The 18673-nt window shown below is 60.2% G+C and carries 17 protein-coding genes; 12 read left to right on the top strand and 5 right to left on the bottom strand.

Going from position 1 to position 18673, the window contains the following annotated elements; all coding sequences use genetic code 11:
* Positions 1-49: 49 nt before the first annotated feature.
* The 3 genes from ubiA to GPS82_RS05695 form a co-directional block, all read right to left on the bottom strand.
* Positions 50-913 carry a 4-hydroxybenzoate octaprenyltransferase gene (gene ubiA / locus GPS82_RS05705; protein ID WP_296492016.1) on the bottom strand — a complete coding sequence of 288 codons (864 nt, stop codon included), beginning with the start codon at positions 911-913 and terminating at the stop codon, positions 50-52.
* A gap of 77 nt (positions 914-990) precedes the next feature.
* Positions 991-1956: a LysR substrate-binding domain-containing protein gene (locus tag GPS82_RS05700; RefSeq protein ID WP_296492013.1), complete on the bottom strand. Its 966-nt coding sequence runs from the start codon at positions 1954-1956 to the stop codon at positions 991-993.
* 40 nt (positions 1957-1996) lie between these two features.
* Positions 1997-2299, bottom strand: coding sequence for a DUF2007 domain-containing protein (locus GPS82_RS05695; protein WP_296492010.1), 303 nt, complete (start codon positions 2297-2299; stop codon positions 1997-1999).
* 95 nt (positions 2300-2394) lie between these two features.
* Here GPS82_RS05695 and GPS82_RS05690 point away from each other — a divergent pair, with 95 nt between their 5' ends.
* A complete protein-coding gene (locus tag GPS82_RS05690; protein ID WP_296492008.1) occupies positions 2395-2817 on the top strand; it encodes a CBS domain-containing protein in 423 nt (140 codons plus the stop codon).
* 35 nt (positions 2818-2852) lie between these two features.
* Here GPS82_RS05690 and recG read toward each other — a convergent pair whose 3' ends face one another.
* Complete coding sequence (gene recG / locus GPS82_RS05685) at positions 2853-5066, bottom strand: ATP-dependent DNA helicase RecG (protein WP_296492005.1); 2214 nt, start codon at positions 5064-5066, stop codon at positions 2853-2855.
* On the opposite strand from recG, the gene GPS82_RS05680 reads away from it, so the two are divergent.
* From GPS82_RS05680 to GPS82_RS05670, 3 genes are read left to right on the top strand one after another with little or no spacing between them, the layout of a single operon-like run.
* Positions 5004-5798, top strand: coding sequence for an ABC transporter permease (locus tag GPS82_RS05680; RefSeq protein WP_296492002.1), 795 nt, complete (start codon positions 5004-5006; stop codon positions 5796-5798). The two genes, recG and GPS82_RS05680, sit on opposite strands and share 63 nt — an antisense overlap.
* A 19-nt stretch (positions 5799-5817) precedes the next feature.
* Complete coding sequence (locus GPS82_RS05675; RefSeq protein WP_296492000.1) at positions 5818-6780, top strand: mammalian cell entry protein; 963 nt, start codon at positions 5818-5820, stop codon at positions 6778-6780.
* Entirely contained in the window at positions 6777-7472 is a 696-nt protein-coding gene (locus GPS82_RS05670; RefSeq protein ID WP_296491998.1) for a hypothetical protein, read from the top strand. The genes GPS82_RS05675 and GPS82_RS05670 overlap by 4 nt, the downstream gene beginning before the upstream one ends.
* A 22-nt stretch (positions 7473-7494) precedes the next feature.
* On the opposite strand, the gene ffh is transcribed toward GPS82_RS05670, so the two are convergent.
* Positions 7495-8859 (bottom strand): signal recognition particle protein, encoded by a 1365-nt coding sequence (ffh, locus tag GPS82_RS05665; RefSeq protein WP_296491996.1) that lies wholly within the window; start codon positions 8857-8859, stop codon positions 7495-7497.
* A gap of 78 nt (positions 8860-8937) precedes the next feature.
* Here ffh and ccsA point away from each other — a divergent pair, with 78 nt between their 5' ends.
* The 8 genes from ccsA to GPS82_RS05625 form a co-directional block, all read left to right on the top strand.
* Positions 8938-9744, top strand: coding sequence for a cytochrome c biogenesis protein CcsA (ccsA, locus tag GPS82_RS05660; protein WP_296491994.1), 807 nt, complete (start codon positions 8938-8940; stop codon positions 9742-9744).
* Positions 9741-9968, top strand: a complete 228-nt coding sequence (locus GPS82_RS05655; RefSeq protein WP_296491992.1) for a PP0621 family protein — start codon at positions 9741-9743, stop codon at positions 9966-9968. The genes ccsA and GPS82_RS05655 overlap by 4 nt, the downstream gene beginning before the upstream one ends.
* A 3-nt stretch (positions 9969-9971) precedes the next feature.
* Positions 9972-11711 carry an ATP-binding protein gene (locus GPS82_RS05650; protein WP_296491990.1) on the top strand — a complete coding sequence of 580 codons (1740 nt, stop codon included), beginning with the start codon at positions 9972-9974 and terminating at the stop codon, positions 11709-11711.
* Positions 11708-13156, top strand: coding sequence for a sigma-54 dependent transcriptional regulator (locus GPS82_RS05645; RefSeq protein WP_296491988.1), 1449 nt, complete (start codon positions 11708-11710; stop codon positions 13154-13156). Before GPS82_RS05650 ends, GPS82_RS05645 begins: the two co-directional genes overlap by 4 nt.
* Complete coding sequence (ampD, locus tag GPS82_RS05640) at positions 13131-13775, top strand: 1,6-anhydro-N-acetylmuramyl-L-alanine amidase AmpD (RefSeq protein ID WP_296491985.1); 645 nt, start codon at positions 13131-13133, stop codon at positions 13773-13775. Before GPS82_RS05645 ends, ampD begins: the two co-directional genes overlap by 26 nt.
* Before the next feature lie 244 nt (positions 13776-14019).
* The gene (locus tag GPS82_RS05635; RefSeq protein ID WP_296491983.1) at positions 14020-16935 is read left to right on the top strand and encodes a ribonucleoside-diphosphate reductase subunit alpha; all 2916 of its coding nucleotides are present in this window, start codon (positions 14020-14022) and stop codon (positions 16933-16935) included.
* A gap of 126 nt (positions 16936-17061) precedes the next feature.
* Positions 17062-18270, top strand: a complete 1209-nt coding sequence (locus GPS82_RS05630; RefSeq protein ID WP_296491982.1) for a ribonucleotide-diphosphate reductase subunit beta — start codon at positions 17062-17064, stop codon at positions 18268-18270.
* 152 nt (positions 18271-18422) lie between these two features.
* On the top strand, positions 18423-18673 hold a 251-nt coding region (locus GPS82_RS05625; protein WP_296491980.1), incomplete at its 3' end, for a hypothetical protein.

Genomic DNA, 18673 nt, shown 5'->3' with positions numbered 1-18673 from the left:
CAGCCGGGTGCATGAATTGCAGAAATGATGGGCCGTGGCAGGGCTTCAGCTACTGAAAAAGGTAGCTGCCCGCAATGCCTGCGAACATCGAAAAACCCAACCAGTGATTGAGCCTGAAAGCCTTGAAACATCCCTCACGGGTGCGTGACCGGATCATGGTGTAGTGCCACGCCACTTGGGCCAGGGCCACCACAATCGCCAAATAGAACACCGGTCCTTGCACAAAACCCATCAGCGCCAGAGCCCAAATACTGATGAACGCCAAATAACACAACAGGATCACGGGCACGTCCCCTTTGCCCAGCGTGATGGCAGATGTTTTGATGCCCAGACGCAGATCATCATCACGATCCACCATGGCGTACTCGGTGTCATAGGCCAGCACCCAGAACAGGTTCCCCAGCATCAGCACCCAGGCCAACAGTGGCAAGTCACCCCGCACCGCGGCAAATGCCATGGGGATGCCCATGCCAAAGGCCACGCCGAGCACGGCTTGCGGCATCGACACATAGCGCTTGGCGTAAGGGTAGGCCAAAGTGACCGCCAGCGCGGCGCCTGACAAGCCTATCGTGAGGGCGTTGGTGGTGAGCACCAGCGCAAAAGCCAGCAGCGCCAGCAGCGCACCCGCGCCCAAAGCCTCCTTCACCGACAGCGCGCCCGTGGTCACCGGTCGCCCCGCTGTGCGCTTGACGTGTTTGTCAAAGTTCCGGTCGGCCACGTCGTTGATGCAGCAGCCTGCGCTGCGCATCAAAATCGTGCCCAACACAAAGACGGCCAGCAAATGCCAGCCCGGAAAGCCGCCTGCAGCCACCCACAGCGCGGCCAATGTGGGCCACAGCAGCAGCAACCAGCCGGCGGGTCGATCCCAGCGGATCAGAGCCAGATACAAATCCATCTTCTTACGCCAACGCATCTATGGTTCCTTTTATTTACTTACCCAGCTTGGGCAGCATGCATCGCATCAACCCCCTGCGGGGCAACCGCCAGGACTCAGGACAAACGCTTCACGCCCGGCAACTCGCAGGCGTAAATGGCGTTGCGCAGTGCCGCAATGGCCTCGTAGCGGGTGAAACTGCGCCGCCAGGCCAGCACCACGCGGCGCGTGGGTGGCTCCCCCCCCGACTTGTCGGCGATTCTGAGATATTTCACATAGGCATCTTCATCGCGCTTGAGCTTGGGCTTGGTGGAAAAGGCCTCCTTGGGCACACTCAGGCGCGGCACCAGTGTCACTCCCATGCCGGCAGCCACCATGTGCTTGATGGTTTCCAGCGATGAGCCCTCAAAACTCTTGCGAATGCCCTCGGTGTTGCTGGAAAACCGGGCAAACTCGGGGCACACCTGCAGCACATGATCGCGAAAGCAATGGCCACTGCCGAGTAACAGCATGGTCTCGTTTTTCAGCACTTCGCTGGTCACTTCAGACTGGGCTGCCAGTGGATGGTTGTAGGGCACGGCGGCCATGAAGGGTTCGTCGTACAAGGGCGCAATCGCCAGACCGGCATCCGGAAATGGCTCGGCCAGTATGGCGCAGTCAATTTCGCCGGTACGCAGCATCTCCAGCAGCTTGACGGTGAAGTTTTCCTGCAACATCAGGGGCATTTGCGGGGTGTGGGCAATCATCTGGCGCACCAGGTCAGGCAACAAATAGGGACCAATGGTGTAGATGATTCCCAAAGTCAGCGGCCCGCCCAGCGGGTCCTTGCCACGCTTGGCAATTTCCTTGATGGCGGCAGACTGCTCCAGCACACTTTGCGCCTGGCGCACGATTTCCTCGCCCAGCGGTGTGACGGTCACCTCGTTGGCGCTGCGTTCAAAAAGCTTCACGTCCAACTCTTCTTCGAGCTTTTTGACAGCCACGGACAAGGTGGGTTGCGACACAAAGCAGGCTTCCGCCGCCTTGCCAAAATGCCGCTCACGCGCGACGGCGACGATGTATTTGAGTTCAGTCAGGGTCATGGCGCTATTTTCTCCCAGAGCGTGACGGATTCATCATTGATCAGCGCGGCATCCACGCGCCGCATGCCCAGCATTGCTCGAAACCACCCTCGACCAATTCGCCGCAGACGCATTGCCAACGTCGTTGTGGCACATGCTGCAGATGGTGCAGCAGTTCTCGCGCCCGGGCTTCCTGGGCATCGTCCTGAATCCACACTTCAGGCAGGCACTGGTCAGGAGGCAGTTCGCCGGCTGCGCTGCCAAGATACTGGCGCTGCACGCTGGCGGCAACACCCTCCCCCTTGAGCGCATCAACCCACAGGGTGGCAATGGCCAGGTTTGGGGCTTGAGTCAGTTTTCGCATGGACACTGGAGCATACGCGCCATTCAGCGTGAGGTTGATTTGCATCAATCAAGTCAGTCACCTTGCCGCTAGCATTCACAATCTGGAGGATTGCCATGTTTGATTTACCCATCCGAAGCGTTATGGAACGCAAAAAATTGATCATCGCCAAACCGCAAGTGTCGGTCAGCCAGGCCGCGCGATTGATGGCAACCAAGAATGCGGGTGCCGTGCTGGTGGTTGAAGGCCATCAACTGGTTGGCATCTTTACAGAACGCGATGTGGTGTTTCGTGTCATCGCCCCGGGGCTCGACCCGAACAAAACCCTCTTGAGCGAAGTCATGACTGCCAACCCCAAAACACTCAGTCCAAACGAGTGTTACGGTCATGCGCTGGTGATCATGCAGGAAAACGGCTTCAGGCATGTTCCCGTGGTTGAAGATGGCCATGCCATTGGCATCGTGTCGTCACGCAATGCGATGGACCCCGACCTGGAAGAATTTATTGCGGATCAGCGCCGGCGCGAATATTACCAATAGACCTTTCCCGTTGCCAGCCCGCTCGATTGCCCCGTTCACGCTTTCAAATAGTCAGACTTGCTTCCCAGCCAGCGCTGCACATGCTGCTCCGCCAAAGCAGGGTGCTGGTCGAGCAGCACTGGCGCCAGCCGACGCGCCCAATCCAGCAGTTGAGCGTCTTCGACCACATCGGCAAATCGCAGCATGGCGTCACCCGACTGGCGCGCGCCCATGAATTCACCGGGGCCGCGTATCTCCAGGTCGCGCCGGGCAATCTCAAAGCCGTCATTGGATTGCGCCATGGCCTTGAGCCGCTCGCGCGCCGTCTCACCCAGGCGCGGTGCGTCCCCGGTGGCGTACAGCAGCACACAGGCGGACGCCGCCGCGCCACGCCCCACCCGGCCGCGCAACTGGTGCAACTGGCTCAGGCCAAAGCGCTCGGCGTGCTCGATCACCATCAGTGACGCATTGGGAACATCCACGCCCACCTCAATCACCGTGGTGCTGACCAGCACGCCCAGTTGACCGCCCACAAACAGGCTCATCACCGCCTTTTTCTCGGCCACCGGCATGCGCGAATGCAGCAAGCCCACCATCACGCCAGGCAGGGCGGCGCTTAATTGCGCGTGGGTTTCCGTGGCGTTGGTCAGGTCCAGCGCCTCGCTTTCTTCAATCAGCGGGCAGACCCAGTAAATTTGCCGCCCCTGCGCCAGTTGGGCACCGATGCGGGCAATCACCTCGTCGCGGCGCGCGTCATGGACCACTTTGGTGACGATGGGCGTGCGCCCGGGCGGCAGTTCGTCGATGGTGGAAACATCCAGATCGGCGTAGTAACTCATGGCCAAAGTTCGAGGGATGGGCGTTGCCGTCATCATCAGCAGATGGGGCTCCAACTGCTGGCTGCCCAGCTTGCCGCGCAGGGCCAGGCGCTGGGCCACGCCAAAACGGTGCTGCTCGTCGATGATGGCCAGCGCCAGCCTCTGGAACTGCACCTTGTCCTGAATCAGCGCATGGGTGCCCACCACCAGCGCGGCCTGGCCGCTGGCAATCAGCGCCAGCATGTCACGCCGTTCCCTGGCTTTCTGGCTTCCCGTCAACCAGGCCACAGTCATGCCCAGGGGCTGCAACCAGCTCACCAACTTGGCGAAGTGCTGGGTGGCCAGAATCTCGGTGGGCGCCATCAGCGCGCACTGCCAGCCGGCATCGATGCACTGTGCTGCGGCCAGCGCGGCGACCACGGTTTTGCCGGCACCAACATCGCCCTGCAACAGCCGGTGCATCGGCACCGGGCGTCCGATATCCCGGGCAATCTCGGCCACGACGCGCTGCTGTGCCACAGTGAGCTGGAATGGCAGGGCAGCCAGCAGGCGCTCGAATACGCCCGGAGACCCCGCCTCCGCCAGCATCGGCGCGCGCAGCCGGGCGCGGGCGCGCCGCGATTGCAGTTGCGAGAGTTGTTGCGCCAGAAACTCTTCAGCCTTGAGCCGTTGCCAGGCCGGGTGACTGTGTTCCTGCAGCGTCTCCAGCGACACATCGGGCGCCGGGTTGTGCAAAAAGGAGAGCGCCTGACGAAGACTCCACGATGGATGCAATCCAATCTCTTGCAGGAATTGTGAAGGCACGGTGTCCGACAACTCGGCACGCGCGAGACCGGCCTGCACAGCCCGGCGCAAATAGGTTTGGGGCAGACCTGCCACGGTCGGATACACCGGGGTCAGGGCCGTTGCCAGTTCACCGCCGGCGGCCTTGACCACCGGGTGCATCATGGTCAACCCGGCAAAGCCGCCGCGAACCTCACCGCGCACCCGGATCTGGTTGCCCACCGTCAGCGCCTTTTGCTGGGACGGATAAAAGGTGAAGAAACGCAGCAGGCAGGTGCCCGAGCCGTCATCCAGCGTCACCAGCAGTTGCCGGTGGCCACCGAGCTTGACCTCGGCATGGGTCACCCGGCCCTCGACCTGCGCCACATCGCCTTCCCTCACATCTCGCAGTTTGACCAGTCGCGTTTCATCCTCATAACGCAGCGGCAAATGCAGCGCAAGGTCAATGGGCCGCACCAGCCCGAGCTTGCGCAGGGCCTTTTGCGGTCCGGTCAGGGGCTTGACTGTTGCGGTGAGGGGCGACTGCGGCATAGGCCAATTTTGCACGGGATCAACGCAGCATCGCCGTGAAGTTTCCCGGGGCGTTGATTTCATTATCATCACGCCATGCACGCCAGTCCTGCCCTGCCTGAACGTCGCAGCACTTTGCTGCACGCGCTGCTGCGCCATGCGCGCAGTTGGCGGCACATGCTGCATGTGGGCGCGGTGGTGCTGGTGCTGGCGCTCAGCCCGAGCAGCTACACGCCGGAATTTCGCCGCCGCACGGCACAGCACATTTACACCAGCACCTGGCAGGTGATGTCCTGGTTCACCGCCCTTGCTGCCCTGTTGAGTCTGGTGGTGATTCGCATTGTGGTGGTAACCGCCCTGAGCTATGGCTTGTCGCAATATGCCCTGCAAATGGTGGTTCGGGTGCTGGTGCTGGAGCTTATTCCCGTCTGTGCCGCCCTGTTTGTGGCCTTGCGCGCTGGCATGGCATTCAACGCCGGAGTGGCAGACGGGCCAGGCCAGCCGCCTGCAGTTCGGGGGACATTCGATCTGGTTCATTTGCAGACCCATTTGGCACCCCGCGTGCTGGCCGATGCCTTCGCGGTCCTGGCGCTGGCCACGCTCAGCAGCGTGGTCGTTCTGGTGCTGGCCTACCTTACGGTGTATGGCTTTTCACCGTGGGGCCTGGCCGGTTTTACCCGCACCGTGGGCCAGGTGTTCGATCTTCCCGTGAGCCTGGGCTTTGTCCTGAAGACCCTGTTTTTCAGTCTGGCGGTCGCCGTGGTGCCGCTGGCCGCCAGCCTGGAAGCCACGCAAAAACGCGCCACCGATACCATTCAGCCCGGCGCCGTGCGCCTGCTTCTGGTCCTGTTTTTGCTTGAGGCCATTTCATTGGCCGTCAAATACATCTGACACAACCCAAGCCTGACCCATGACACCCAACCCACCCTCCGACACGACTCCGGCACTGCGCCACATCGAGCGCCGAGCCAACTGGCTGCTGTTGCTGATTGCCGGCCTGGTCGCCGGCTTTGTGCTGTACGTGATGGTGGCCCGTGGCGTCTTTGAGAGCACCCAGCAGTTGGTACTGATCTCGGACGACTCCGAGGGCGTGATCGTCGGCATGGACCTGACGTTTTCAGGCTTTCCCATTGGGCGCGTGCGCCGCATCGAGCTTGCAGCCGATGGCATGGCGCGCATGGTGGTCGATGTGCCGCACAAGGATGCCCACTGGTTGCGCACTTCCAGCATTTTTACGCTGGAGCGCGGCATGATGGGAGACACTCGCATCCGTGCCTACAGCGGCATCATGAGTGACCCGCCGTTGCCGCCCGGCTCGGAGAGGACGCTGCTGCGCGGCGACACCTCGGCCGAAATGCCACGCCTGATCGCCTCGGCCCGGGCGCTGCTGGAAAACCTGGAAACCATGACCGCCGCCGAGTCGCCGCTGAACGCCAGCCTGGGCCAACTGAAAACCACCGCCGAACGCATGAACGGCCGCTATGGCGTGCTCACGGGTGTCATGGGCAGCGATAACAACGCCAAAATGATCATTCAAACGCTCGAGCGCACCAACAGCCTGCTGGCCAAAACCGAGCAACGGGTATTTGACAAAGGCGGCGTGATGGACAACACCCAGGCCACGTTGGCCAGCAGCAGGGCCGCGCTGGAACAGCTCCAAAGCGTGCTGGGCGACACCCGAAATACCCTGAAAAACGTCGATGCCGTGCTGGCCGAGGCCCAGGCGGTGGGCTCCAACGTGCGCCTGGCCAGCGCCGACCTGGGAGTCTTGCGCGCTGAAGTGGAGGCCAGTCTGCGCCGCTTGAGCCAACTCACCGACGAGATCAACCGCAAGTGGCCGTTTGCCCGGGATACCGAGATCAAGTTGCCATGAAAACTTTTTTTCTGATAACTGCCACCTTGCTGATCAGTGGCTGCGCGGGCGGGCCACCAGCCCCCGAGTGGCAAAGCCAGGCGTTTGCAGCGCTTGACCGTTACACGTCGGCTTATCTGAACGGCAATTCCCGCGTGGCCGACCTCGAATTTGCACGCGCCAAGACAGAAATCGCCCGCACGGGTCGCCCTGACCTGATGGCGCGCATCGAGTTGCTGCGCTGTGCCACCCAAGTGGCCAGCCTGGAGCTGGCGCCCTGCGCCGGTTACCAGGCACTGGCTGGGGACGCACCCCTTGCAGAGCAAGCCTACGCCAGCTTCATCCGTGGAACATGGACCGGCCTTGAGGCCACACGGCTACCGCAGCAATACCAGGCCTTGGTGCGGCACACGCAGGCCTCAGCCAAGCAACATGACGGCCCCACCGCCACGCCGTCACCCCCTGGCCGCGACGAATTGCATCAACTTCAAGACCCGCTGGCGCGCCTGGTGGCTGCCGGTGCGCTACTACAGAGAGAGCCGCTTGCCATCACTGACATTGATCTCGCGGTCGAAACCGCCTCCAGCCAGGGTTGGCGCCGGCCCTTGCTGGCCTGGCTGGGCGTGCAACTCAAACACCACCAGGCCGCTGGAAATGCCGCCGCCTCAGCGGGCATCCAGCGGCGTATCGATCTGGTGTTGCAGAAAAATTGAGATCGGAGCAGCGCCGTGCGGGCTAAAACGGCATTTTGGGCATGCCTTTCATGCCGCCCATGCGCTTCATCATCTTCATCATGCCGCCGCCCTTCATTTTCTTCATCATGTCCTGCATTTGCTCGAACTCCTTGAGCATGCGGTTGACCTCCTGCACCTGCACCCCGGCACCGGCGGCAATGCGGCGTTTGCGCGTGGCCTTGATGAGTTCGGGCTTGCGCCGCTCCAGCGGCGTCATGCTTTGAATGATGCCCTCCTTGCGCTTGACGTCCTTCTCGACCCTGCCCATGTCCATCTGACCGGCTTTGGCGGCCATGGCGGCCGGCAACTTGTCCATCAGGCTGCTCAAGCCGCCCATTTGCTTCATTTGCTGAATCTGGCTCAAGAAGTCATTGAGGTCAAAAGTGGCGCCGCTTTTGACCTTGGCCGCGAGTTTTTGCGCCGAGGCCATGTCCACCCCCGCCGTCACCTGCTCCACCAGCGCCAGGATGTCGCCCATGCCCAGAATGCGCCCGGCGTGGCGCTCAGCGTCAAACACTTCGAGGCCGTCAAGTTTCTCACTGGTCCCGGCGAACTTGATCGGAGCGCCAGTGATCTGGCGCACTGACAAAGCGGCGCCGCCGCGCGAGTCGCCGTCGAGCTTGGTCAGGATGATGCCGGTGAGCGGCAATGCCTCCTTGAAGGCTTTGGCGGTGTTGATCGCGTCCTGGCCCTGCATCGCATCGACCACAAACAGGGTTTCCACCGGCTTGATGGCCGCATGCAAATCCTTGATTTCGCGCATCAGCACGTCATCAATGGCGAGGCGACCCGCCGTGTCGACCAGCAGCACATCAAAATAATGTTTGCGCGCATAGTCGAGCGCCGCCAGCGCAATGTCCACCGGCTTTTGCTCGGGGCTGCTGGGGAACCACTCGGCGCCGGCCTGGGCGGTGACGGTCTTGAGCTGCTCGATGGCGGCCGGGCGGTAAACGTCGCCAGACACGGTGAGCACCTTCTTGTTGCGCTTCTCAATCAAATGTTTGGCCAGCTTTGCCGTGGTGGTGGTTTTGCCCGCGCCCTGCAAACCCGCCATCAGGATCACCGCGGGCGGCTGTGCCGCCAGGTTGATGTCAGCCACGCCGTCGCCCATGGTGGCGGCAAGCTCCTTGTTGACAATACTGACCAGGGCCTGCCCTGGTGTGAGCGAGCCCAGCACATCCTGCCCGAGTGCCTTGTCCTTGACGCGGGCAATGAAGTCGCGCACCACCGGCAGCGCCACGTCGGCCTCGAGCAGCGCCATGCGCACTTCGCGCAACATGTCAGCCACATTGCCCTCGGTGATGCGGGCCTGGCCGCGTATTTCTTTAACCAGGCGGGAAAGCTTGTCGGTGAGAGCGGAGGCCATGTGATGTTTTTCCGGCAAACGGAACCTGAGTTAACGGCAAGGATGGAAAGACAGGATACAAAACGGTAAACTGCAATCATGATTTTAGCCAGTGCCACACCCATCACTTTGACCTTGGCCTTGGGCGCTTCAATCGCCTATGCCGCGTCAGCTGCAGGGGCTGCACGCATCCTCGGCCAGACCTTGCCCCGGGTAGCAGTCTGGTTGGCGTGGTGCCTGCATGGCCTGTTGCTGGCCTGGGGGCTGTGGGGCAGTGAGCCGCGCTTTGGTTTCGCGCCGGCGCTGTCCGTCACCGTCTGGCTGGTGGGGCTGGTGTATGCCGTCGAGTCCCATGTTTTTCCGCAACTCAAGACACCTTGGCTACTATCGGGCGCTGGCTCGGCTGCCGTGCTGCTGGCCTTGATCTTCCCTGGCAACACCCTGCATGTCAGCGCCTCGGCCTGGCTGCCACTGCATTGGGCTCTTGGGATTGCTTCCTACGGGCTGTTTGCCATCGCCGGCGTCCATGCCTGGCTTATGACGCGTGCCGAGTCACGCATGCGGTTGGCCGCCAACGCCAATGGCGAGTTGCCGCTGCTGACCCTGGAGCGACTGACCTTTCGCTTTGTCAACTTGGGGTTCGCCCTGCTGACAGCAACCCTTCTGGCCGGTTTTTTCTTTGGTAACCAGTTGTACGGCACCAGCCACGCCATCAAGTGGGATCACAAGACGATTTTTTCGGTGCTGTCTTGGCTCACCTTTGCCGTGCTGATCGTTGGGCGAGCCCGTTTTGGCTGGCGTGGCAAACGTGCTGTGCGGTTTCTTTACACCGGCTCAGGACTGCTGCTGCTGGGTTATGTCGGCTCCCGTTTTGTCATGGAAGTCGTGCTGAGGCAAACGCCGTGAGAGGCTTGCTGCTCCTGGTGCTGGTTCTTGCCGGGGTCTGGCTGTGGCGCAGCCGCGCAGCCGCCTTGAGCAAACGCGCCCCGCCACCGCCGGTCCAGCCGCCACCCGCACTGGACACTGTGGCGTGCAGCCATTGCACAGTGCACATTCCAAATGCAGAAGCAATTCAGGGCAAACACGGCAGCTATTGCTGCCTGGAGCACCTGCATCAATCGGAACCCTGAGCGATGCTGGCCGCGCGGGCATCCACCTGGCTTGGCCTGAATAAGCCAGAAACGCACCCCGATCTCGACCCACCCGCCGACGAGTTTGAACGCTTGTGGCGCGGCTTCATGACCGCCCGCGCTGCCCTGGGTGGGGTGCTGTTGGCATTGCAAACCGGACTCTATCTGCTGACCACGCCCTCACCCAGCCTGATTTCCCTGTTGATCTGCGCCGCTTACCTGATGGCCACACTGGCTGAGCGCGTCGTGACTGCACCCCGGCTGGGCCCCCACTTCAACGAGTCATGGCTGCGCGTTGTGGGCGTTGATTTGCTTGCATTTGCGGCACTTCAGACCCTGCAGGACAGCAGCATCAACTACACCCCGCTATTTGCCTTGCCGGTGTTGATGGCCTCCATCCTGGGGTCGCATTTGATGGCCATGGCCAGCGCCGCCGGCGTGACTCTGCTGCTTTTTGGCTACGCAGGATGGCTGTCACTGCAGGCACCATGGAACGCCAGTGCGCATTTTTCACAGGCGGCCTTGACAGGCGCTGGCTGTTTTGCAGTTTCGCTGGTTGCACGGCAAATGGTGACCCGGTTGGCCAATGTTGAGTTGAAAGCGCAGCGCAGCCAACTGGCTGCTGCCGTGCAGTGGCAAGTCAATGAACTCATCATCGAGACCCTGGGTGAAGGTGTGCTGGTGGTCGATGCGCAGCATCAGGTTCGCTCAGCCAACCCTGCTGCCCAAAAACAACTGCGCGCCCCCCGAGACCCCCAGGATCAACCCTTGAACCTGGCTGGTGCACCCGTTTGGCAGGGTTTGCGCCAACTGATCGATGAAACCTTTGCCACGCATCGCGCCCAACACCAGGAAATTAGCATTCAGCACCCAGGCCAAGGCGCACGGATGATGGCAGCGCGCACCCAACTGACGGCGCAGCTGAATCCGGACGCACAGGGCATGTGCGTGGTTTTTTTGCAGGATCAACGGGAGCTGCAGGCACGCATTCGCACAGAGAAGTTTGCCAGCATGGGGCGCATGTCAGCCGCAATCGCCCATGAAATTCGCAACCCTTTGGCGGCCATTGTGCAGGCCAATGCGCTGTTGTCCGAAGATATTTCAGACCCCGAACAGCAGCAACTGGCACGACTGGTCCAGCAAAACGCACAGCGGCTTGAGAAAACCGTGCACGACATCCTGCATGTTGCCCAACGAACCAACTCAAACCAGGATACCCAGACTCAAGCGCTTGACCTGACCGCGGCGTTGCCCCGAATTTGCCGGGACTGGCAGAGCCAGGTCGCCAACCAATCCGACATTGCGCTGCAAATCCCCAATCGCATGGCCTGGGTCTGGTTCGACGCCGAACACCTGCGCCGCATTCTCATCAACCTGCTGGACAACGCCCAGCGCTATTCCAGAGCTCAACCCGAGCCGATTCAAATCAGCCTTGATTCGTGTGGCGGCGCTGACGCCACCACCAGCCTTTGCCTGCGGGTCTGGAGCGATGGTGAGCCGCTGAATCCATCCGTTGAGCAGCATTTGTTCGAGCCTTTTTTTTCGTCCGAGAGTCGCTCCAGCGGCCTGGGGCTTTATATTTGCCGGGAACTGTGCGAGAGTCACGGTGCCAGCATTGCCTATGACCGCAACAATCGGACTTTCGGTGAAAAAATACAACCAGGCAACGAATTCAGCGTGATGTTCTGCACCCAGCCCCCCAGTAACCCGTCCAGCAGCAGCCAAGCCGCACCCGCGCCATGACCAGTTCCAATTCTGACGCTCACATCCTGGTTGTTGACGATGAGCCTGACCTGCGCACGCTGTACGAGCTGACGCTGTTGCGCGAAGGCTACCAAGTGGCCACCGCGGGCGACTTGCAGCAGGCGCGTCAACTGCTGGCCGAGCGTGGTTTTGACGTGCTCATCACCGACATGCGGCTGCCTGATGGTGTCGGGCTGTCCCTGATCACAGAACTCAAGGCGGATCAACGCAGCGAACGCTGCGTGGTGATCACCGCCTATGGTTCGGCCGAAAATGCGGTCGAGGCCCTCAAGGGAGGGGCTTTTGATTACCTTACCAAGCCAGTTGACCTGAAGCAGTTTCGCCGCGTCATTGCTTCAGCAGTGAGTTCGCCCGTGACACCCGCCTTGGCCATGCAGGCTGCACTGTCCAGCAGGCAGGCGGGTGCAGGCGCGCTGGGTCAGCGGGCGTTGGACCGCCTGGTGGGCAAGTCGGCATGCATGTGCCAGATCAAGGACCGTATCCTCAAAGTCGCCACCAGCATGGCCCCGGTGCTGGTCACCGGCGAGTCGGGTACCGGCAAGGAACTGGTGGCTTACGCCATCCATGCCAACAGTCACCGCGCCAAGGGCCCCTGGGTGGCCGTCAATTGCAGCGCCATCCCCGAAGCCTTGCTGGAAGCCGAGTTTTTTGGTGCCAAGAAAGGGGCTTACACCGGCGCGCAGGTTGACCGCGAGGGGTTCTTTCAGGCCGCCAGCGGGGGCACGCTGTTTCTTGATGAGATTGGCGACTTGCCCTTGCCGATGCAATCGAAATTGCTGCGCGCCATTCAGGAGCGCCGGGTACGCCCCCTGGGCTCCACGCAAGAGGACATCGTGGATGTTCGCATCGTCAGCGCCACCCACAAAATACTGGCGGAAGAGGTGCAAAAAGGTGATTTCCGGCAAGACCTTTTTTACCGTTTGAATGTCATTGACATGGTGATTGCGCCTTTGCGCGAGCGCACTGAAGATTTGCCGGAGTTGTGCAACGCCCTGCTGCACCGGATTGCAGATGAAGCTGGCATCGCCACACCGGTGCTGCAGGCTGATGCATTGAAACAACTGTCTGACTTGCCCTTGGCCGGAAATGTGCGCGAGCTTGAGAACCTGCTGCACCGGGCAGTGGCACTCGGTGACGGCATAAGCCTGCAGTTTGAAGCGCCGAAATGGTCGCACACCAACTCGCCTCAGGGCGCCGACAGCACGCCTTCGCATGCAAAACCAGAAGCGATTCCAGGTGACCTGCAACAGTACCTTGACGAACTGGAGCGCAACATTTTGAGCCGCGCCCTGCAAGCCACCGACTTCAATCGCACGGCCGCTGCCACACGCCTAGGCTTGAGTCTGCGCCAGATGCGTTACCGCATTGCCCGGCTGCGCATCGATTTGCCCAATCTGGATGACCCCGTTGTTACCTCCGACTGAAGGCCCGACAACAGATCTGCGCCCGGACACGCTTTGGTCTCGGGGCTGGTACCGTTTTGCTGCGCACCTGGCCTCACCCAACTTTGGCCCACGCCCGCCGCGGGCGAACATTGATCTGCTTGTGCTTCACTCCATCAGCCTGCCACCAGGCCAGTATGGGGGACCACAAGTGCAGCAGTTTTTCAGCAACCAGTTGGACTGGCAAGCGCACCCCTATTTCAGTCAAATCAAAGGCCTGCAGGTATCGGCGCATTTCTTCATCCGGCGCAACGGCGAACTCTGGCAGTTGGTTAGCTGCGATGAGCGCGCCTGGCACGCTGGCACCTCCAGCTACCGTGGCCGCAGCAACTGCAATGACGACAGCATCGGCATTGAACTGGAAGGTCTTGAGGGCGATTTGTTCGAGGATGCACAGTATGAATGCCTTCAGAGCGTGTGCGCCGCGCTGATGCAACGCTACCCCATCGCCTTCCTGGCAGGACACGAGCACATTGCCCCAGGCCGCAAGGCCGACCCTGGCGCTGGTTTTGACTGGCTGCGGTTGCAAAATACTTTAGGGCTTGAGGCTCGGTATTTACCCGCGGTTGCAGGCTCTCAAACTGATGCAAAAGGCCGCTGAACTGACACGTTCACGCACCAAAGAAGTGGCAGGACACAAGCTCAGACGCGCGTCAATCGCTATCAAATCCTGAGAATCGCAACCTCTCGGCAAAAACCCGTCCGGCCCTTCAAAACACTACGGGTAGTGTCAAAGCAGGTTTACAACCCTAGATATAGTGTTAAGCTTCGGCACCATTAGCGTGTGAGCCGCATTTTTAGCCACCTCACCTCCGATTTCTCCACCAGTTTCACGAGAGGATGCCATGCAAACTGCCCAACCCACTTCCAGTTCACATTACACCAACATGACCACCAGGTCAGCATCAGGCGAATCTTCTGCGCCCGCCACTGCGGCAATGAGCCAATACCAGATCATCCGGCGCAACGGCGCCGTGGTGCCGTTTGAGCCCAGCAAGATTGCCGTGGCCATGATGAAGGCCTTTTTGGCTGTGCATGGCACCCAGGGTGCGGCATCAGCCAGCGTGCGCGAAACCGTCGAGACCCTCACCCAGGTGGTGATCAAAGCCCTGGTGCGTTCACGACCGGCCGGCGGCACTTTTCACATTGAAGATGTGCAGGATCAGGTTGAGTTGGGCTTGATGCGCGAGGGGCACCATGAGATTGCCCGTGCCTATGTGCTGTACCGCGAAAAGCGCACCCAGGAGCGCGCCCAGAAAGTGGCTCAACAAGCGCCGGCGGCACCGCTGCTGCACGCCGTCGACAAGGGCCAGCGCGTGGTGCTGGATCTGGCGCGCTTGCAAGGCATCATCAATGATGCCTGCAGCGGCCTGGGTGCTGATATCAAGCCCGAGCCGATCATGGCCGAGACGCTGCGCAACCTCTATGACGGCGTGCCCATGGACGAGGTTTACAAGGCCTCGGTGCTGGCGGCCCGTACCTTGATTGAAAAGGACCCGGATTACACTTACGCCGCGGCACGCCTGCTGTTTCACACCATCGCCAAGGAAATTCTGGGCGAAGACGTGGCACAGGCCGACATGCCCCAAGCCTACGCGGACTACTTTCCGCAGTTCATCAAACGCGGCGTCGAGAACGAACTGCTCGATGAAAGGCTTCAGCAGTTTGACCTGGCGCGACTCGCCGGCGCACTCAAGGCCGAGCGGGATCTGCAATTTGATTACCTGGGCCTGCAAACCCTATATGACCGTTACTTTTTGCACATTGGCAAGCAGCGCATCGAATTGCCGCAAGCCTTCTTCATGCGTGTGGCGATGGGCTTGTCGCTCAACGAGATCGAGCGCGAAGCGCGTGCCATCGAGTTCTATGAAGTGCTGTCCTCTTTTGACTTCATGTCGTCCACACCCACCCTGTTCAACAGCGGCAGCTTGCGCTCGCAACTCTCGAGTTGTTACCTGACCACGGTGCCCGACGACCTCGACGGTATCTACGAGGCGATCAAGGAAAACGCCCTGCTGTCCAAATTTGCCGGCGGCCTGGGCAACGACTGGACCCGCGTGCGTGCTCTGGGCAGCCACATCAAGGGCACCAACGGTGAATCCCAGGGCGTGGTGCCTTTCCTGAAGGTGGTCAACGACACGGCTGTGGCCGTGAACCAGGGCGGCAAGCGCAAGGGCGCGGTCTGCACCTACCTGGAAACCTGGCACCTCGATATCGAGGAGTTTCTGGAACTGCGCAAGAACACCGGCGACGACCGCCGACGCACACACGACATGAACACCGCCAACTGGATCCCCGACCTGTTCATGCGCCGCGTGATGGAAAAAGGCCAATGGACGCTGTTCTCGCCCAACAACGTGCCCGACCTGCACGACAAGTTTGGCATCGCGTTCGAGCAGGCTTACGTGGCCTACGAAGAGAAAGCGGCGCGCGGCGAAATCAAGCCTTGCCGCACGGTGCAGGCCAGTGATCTGTGGCGCAAGATGCTGACCATGCTGTTCGAAACCGGCCACCCCTGGATCACGTTCAAGGACGCCTGCAACATCCGCTCACCACAGCAACATGTGGGCGTGGTGCACTCGAGCAACCTGTGCACCGAGATCACGCTCAACACCAGCAACACCGAAACCGCGGTCTGCAACCTGGGCTCGGTCAATTTGCTGCAGCATTTGAAAGAAGGCGCAATCGATCACGCCAAGCTGCAAAAAACGATCACCACCGCCATGCGCATGCTCGACAACGTGATCGACATCAACTACTACGCGGTCAAAAAGGCGCGTGACTCCAACCTGCGGCATCGCCCGGTGGGCCTCGGCCTGATGGGCTTTCAGGACTGCCTGTACGAACTGCGCCTGCCCTACGCCAGCGATGCAGCGGTGCAGTTTGCCGACGAATCCATGGAAGCCATTTGTTATTACGCTTACCAGGCATCAACCGAATTGGCACGTGAGCGCGGACAGTATTCCAGCTACAAGGGCTCGCTGTGGGACCAGGGCATCCTGCCGATCGACACGCTTGACCGGCTGGCAAGCGAGCGCGGAGGCTATGTTGATGTCGACCGCTCCAGTACCCTGAACTGGGATGCGCTGCGGCAAAAAATTGCCCAACATGGGATGCGCAATTCCAACTGTGTGGCGATTGCGCCCACCGCCACCATTTCCAACATCATCGGGGTCGACGCATCCATTGAGCCCTGCTTTGGCAACCTGTCGGTCAAGTCCAATTTGTCGGGCGAGTTCACCATCATCAACAGCTATCTGGTGCGCGACCTGAAACGTCTGGGTCTTTGGGATGACGTGATGGTGATGGACCTCAAGCACTTTGATGGATCACTCGCCCCGATTGACCGCGTGCCAGAGGAGATCAAGTCGCTTTATGCCACCGCCTTTGAAGTGGAAACGCGCTGGCTCGTGGAAGCCGCGGCGCGCCGCCAGAAATGGATTGATCAGGCGCAGTCACTCAACATCTACATGGCCGGCGCCTCTGGTAAAAAGCTCGACGACACCTACAAGCTGGCCTGGGTTCGCGGCCTCAAAACCACCTATTACCTGCGCACCCAGTCGGCCACGCACGCTGAAAAATCTACAGTGACTGCGGGGCGTTTAAATGCCGTGTCATCAGGCGGCGAAAACACGGGTCAAGGCAGCGTGAGTGCGCTTGAAGCAGCGGCGGCAGCGGCTCGCCAGCAGTTGGCATCCGGTCCCGCCACCGACGTCAAATTTTGTGGCGTTGACGACCCCACTTGCGAGTCCTGCCAGTAAGCAAGGCATGCCTTCAACACATGCGATGCGGGCACGCCACAGTACAGCGCGCATGCGTCTGCAACGCAGCCAAAGTTCTTTCTATTTTTTACGCTAGATCTCATAATTCACGCATTGGAAACCACTATGTTGTCCTGGGACGAAGAAGTCACACCTACTGCCAGTTTGCCCCCCTCTCCCAGCCGCACAGACCGGCTGATGGCAGAGCATTCTTCCGCCTCTTTTGCAATGCGAATTGAAACGTCAATTGCTATTGCTGACGCACCTTCCGCCATGCGCCCACTGACGTCAATGGTGACCGCTGCAGCAAGCCCCATAAGACGGGTCAACGCAGACGACAAACGCATCATCAATGGCAAGACCGATGTCAATCAGCTGGTGCCATTCAAGTACAAGTGGGCCTGGGAGAAATACCTGTCGAGTTGTGCCAACCACTGGATGCCCCAGGAAGTCAACATGACGCGTGACATCGCCCTGTGGAAAGACCCCAATGGCCTGACCGAAGACGAACGCCGAATCATCAAGCGCAACCTCGGTTTTTTTGTCACTGCGGACTCACTGGCCGCCAATAACATCGTGCTTGGCACCTACCGGCATATCACCGCGCCGGAATGTCGCCAGTTCCTGTTGCGCCAGGCTTTTGAAGAAGCCATCCACACGCATGCTTACCAGTACATTGTGGAGTCGCTCGGCCTGGATGAAAGCGAAATATTCAGTGCCTACAACGAAATCAAGTCGATCCGCGACAAAGACCAGTTTTTGATTCCCTTCATCGAAGCCATCATGGACCCGCAGTTCAAGACTGGCACGCCCGAGGCTGACCAGACGCTGCTCAAATCATTGATCGTTTTTGCCTGCCTGATGGAAGGCCTGTTCTTTTACGTCGGCTTCACGCAAATTCTGGCGCTTGGTCGTCAAAACAAGATGACTGGGGCGGCCGAGCAATACCAGTACATCCTGCGCGATGAGTCGATGCACTGCAATTTTGGTATTGATCTGATCAACCAGCTCAAGCTGGAAAATCCACAACTCTGGACAGCAGAATTCAAGGCCGAGATCAAGGCCTTGTTTGAGACTGCGGTGGAACTGGAATACCGCTACGCCGAAGACACCATGCCACGCGGCGTGCTTGGCATGAACGCCTCCATGTTCAAGGGTTACCTGCGCTACATCGCCAACCGTCGTGCAACTCAAATCGGACTGGAGACGCTGTTCCCCAATGAAGAGAATCCGTTCCCCTGGATGAGCGAAATGATCGATCTGAAGAAAGAACGCAACTTCTTTGAGACCCGGGTCATTGAGTACCAATCCGGCGGCGCATTGTCCTGGGAATAACGGCTGCCCATGACGCTCCATTTTTCACAAGATTCTGAACCCGCTGTTTGCGGCAAAGTTTTTGTGACCCTCGTTCATGGTGCTGGGAATCCGCCCAACACCATGGATCGCTTGACGCACAATGATTTGCGTGAAGTGCTCTTTGCATACCGATGAAGGAGATAGACATGGCAACTGTTAAAAAACCTGCTGCTAAGGCTGCACCAGCCAAGAAGGCCGCCGCTCCAGCCAAGAAGGCTGCTGCTCCAGCCAAGAAGGCCGCCGCTCCAGCCAAGAAGGCTGCCGCTCCAGCCAAGAAGGCCGCCGCTCCAGCCAAAAAGGCCGCTGCTCCAGCCAAAAAGGCCGCTGCTCCAGCCAAGAAGGCTGCTGCTCCAGCCAAGAAGGCTGCTGCTCCAGCCAAGAA

The organism is Rhodoferax sp., from assembly GCF_011391645.1.
Lineage (GTDB): Bacteria > Pseudomonadota > Gammaproteobacteria > Burkholderiales > Burkholderiaceae_C > Rhodoferax.
Note: the sequence above shows the minus strand (reverse complement) of the source record. Positions and strands in the feature narration are given on the sequence as shown.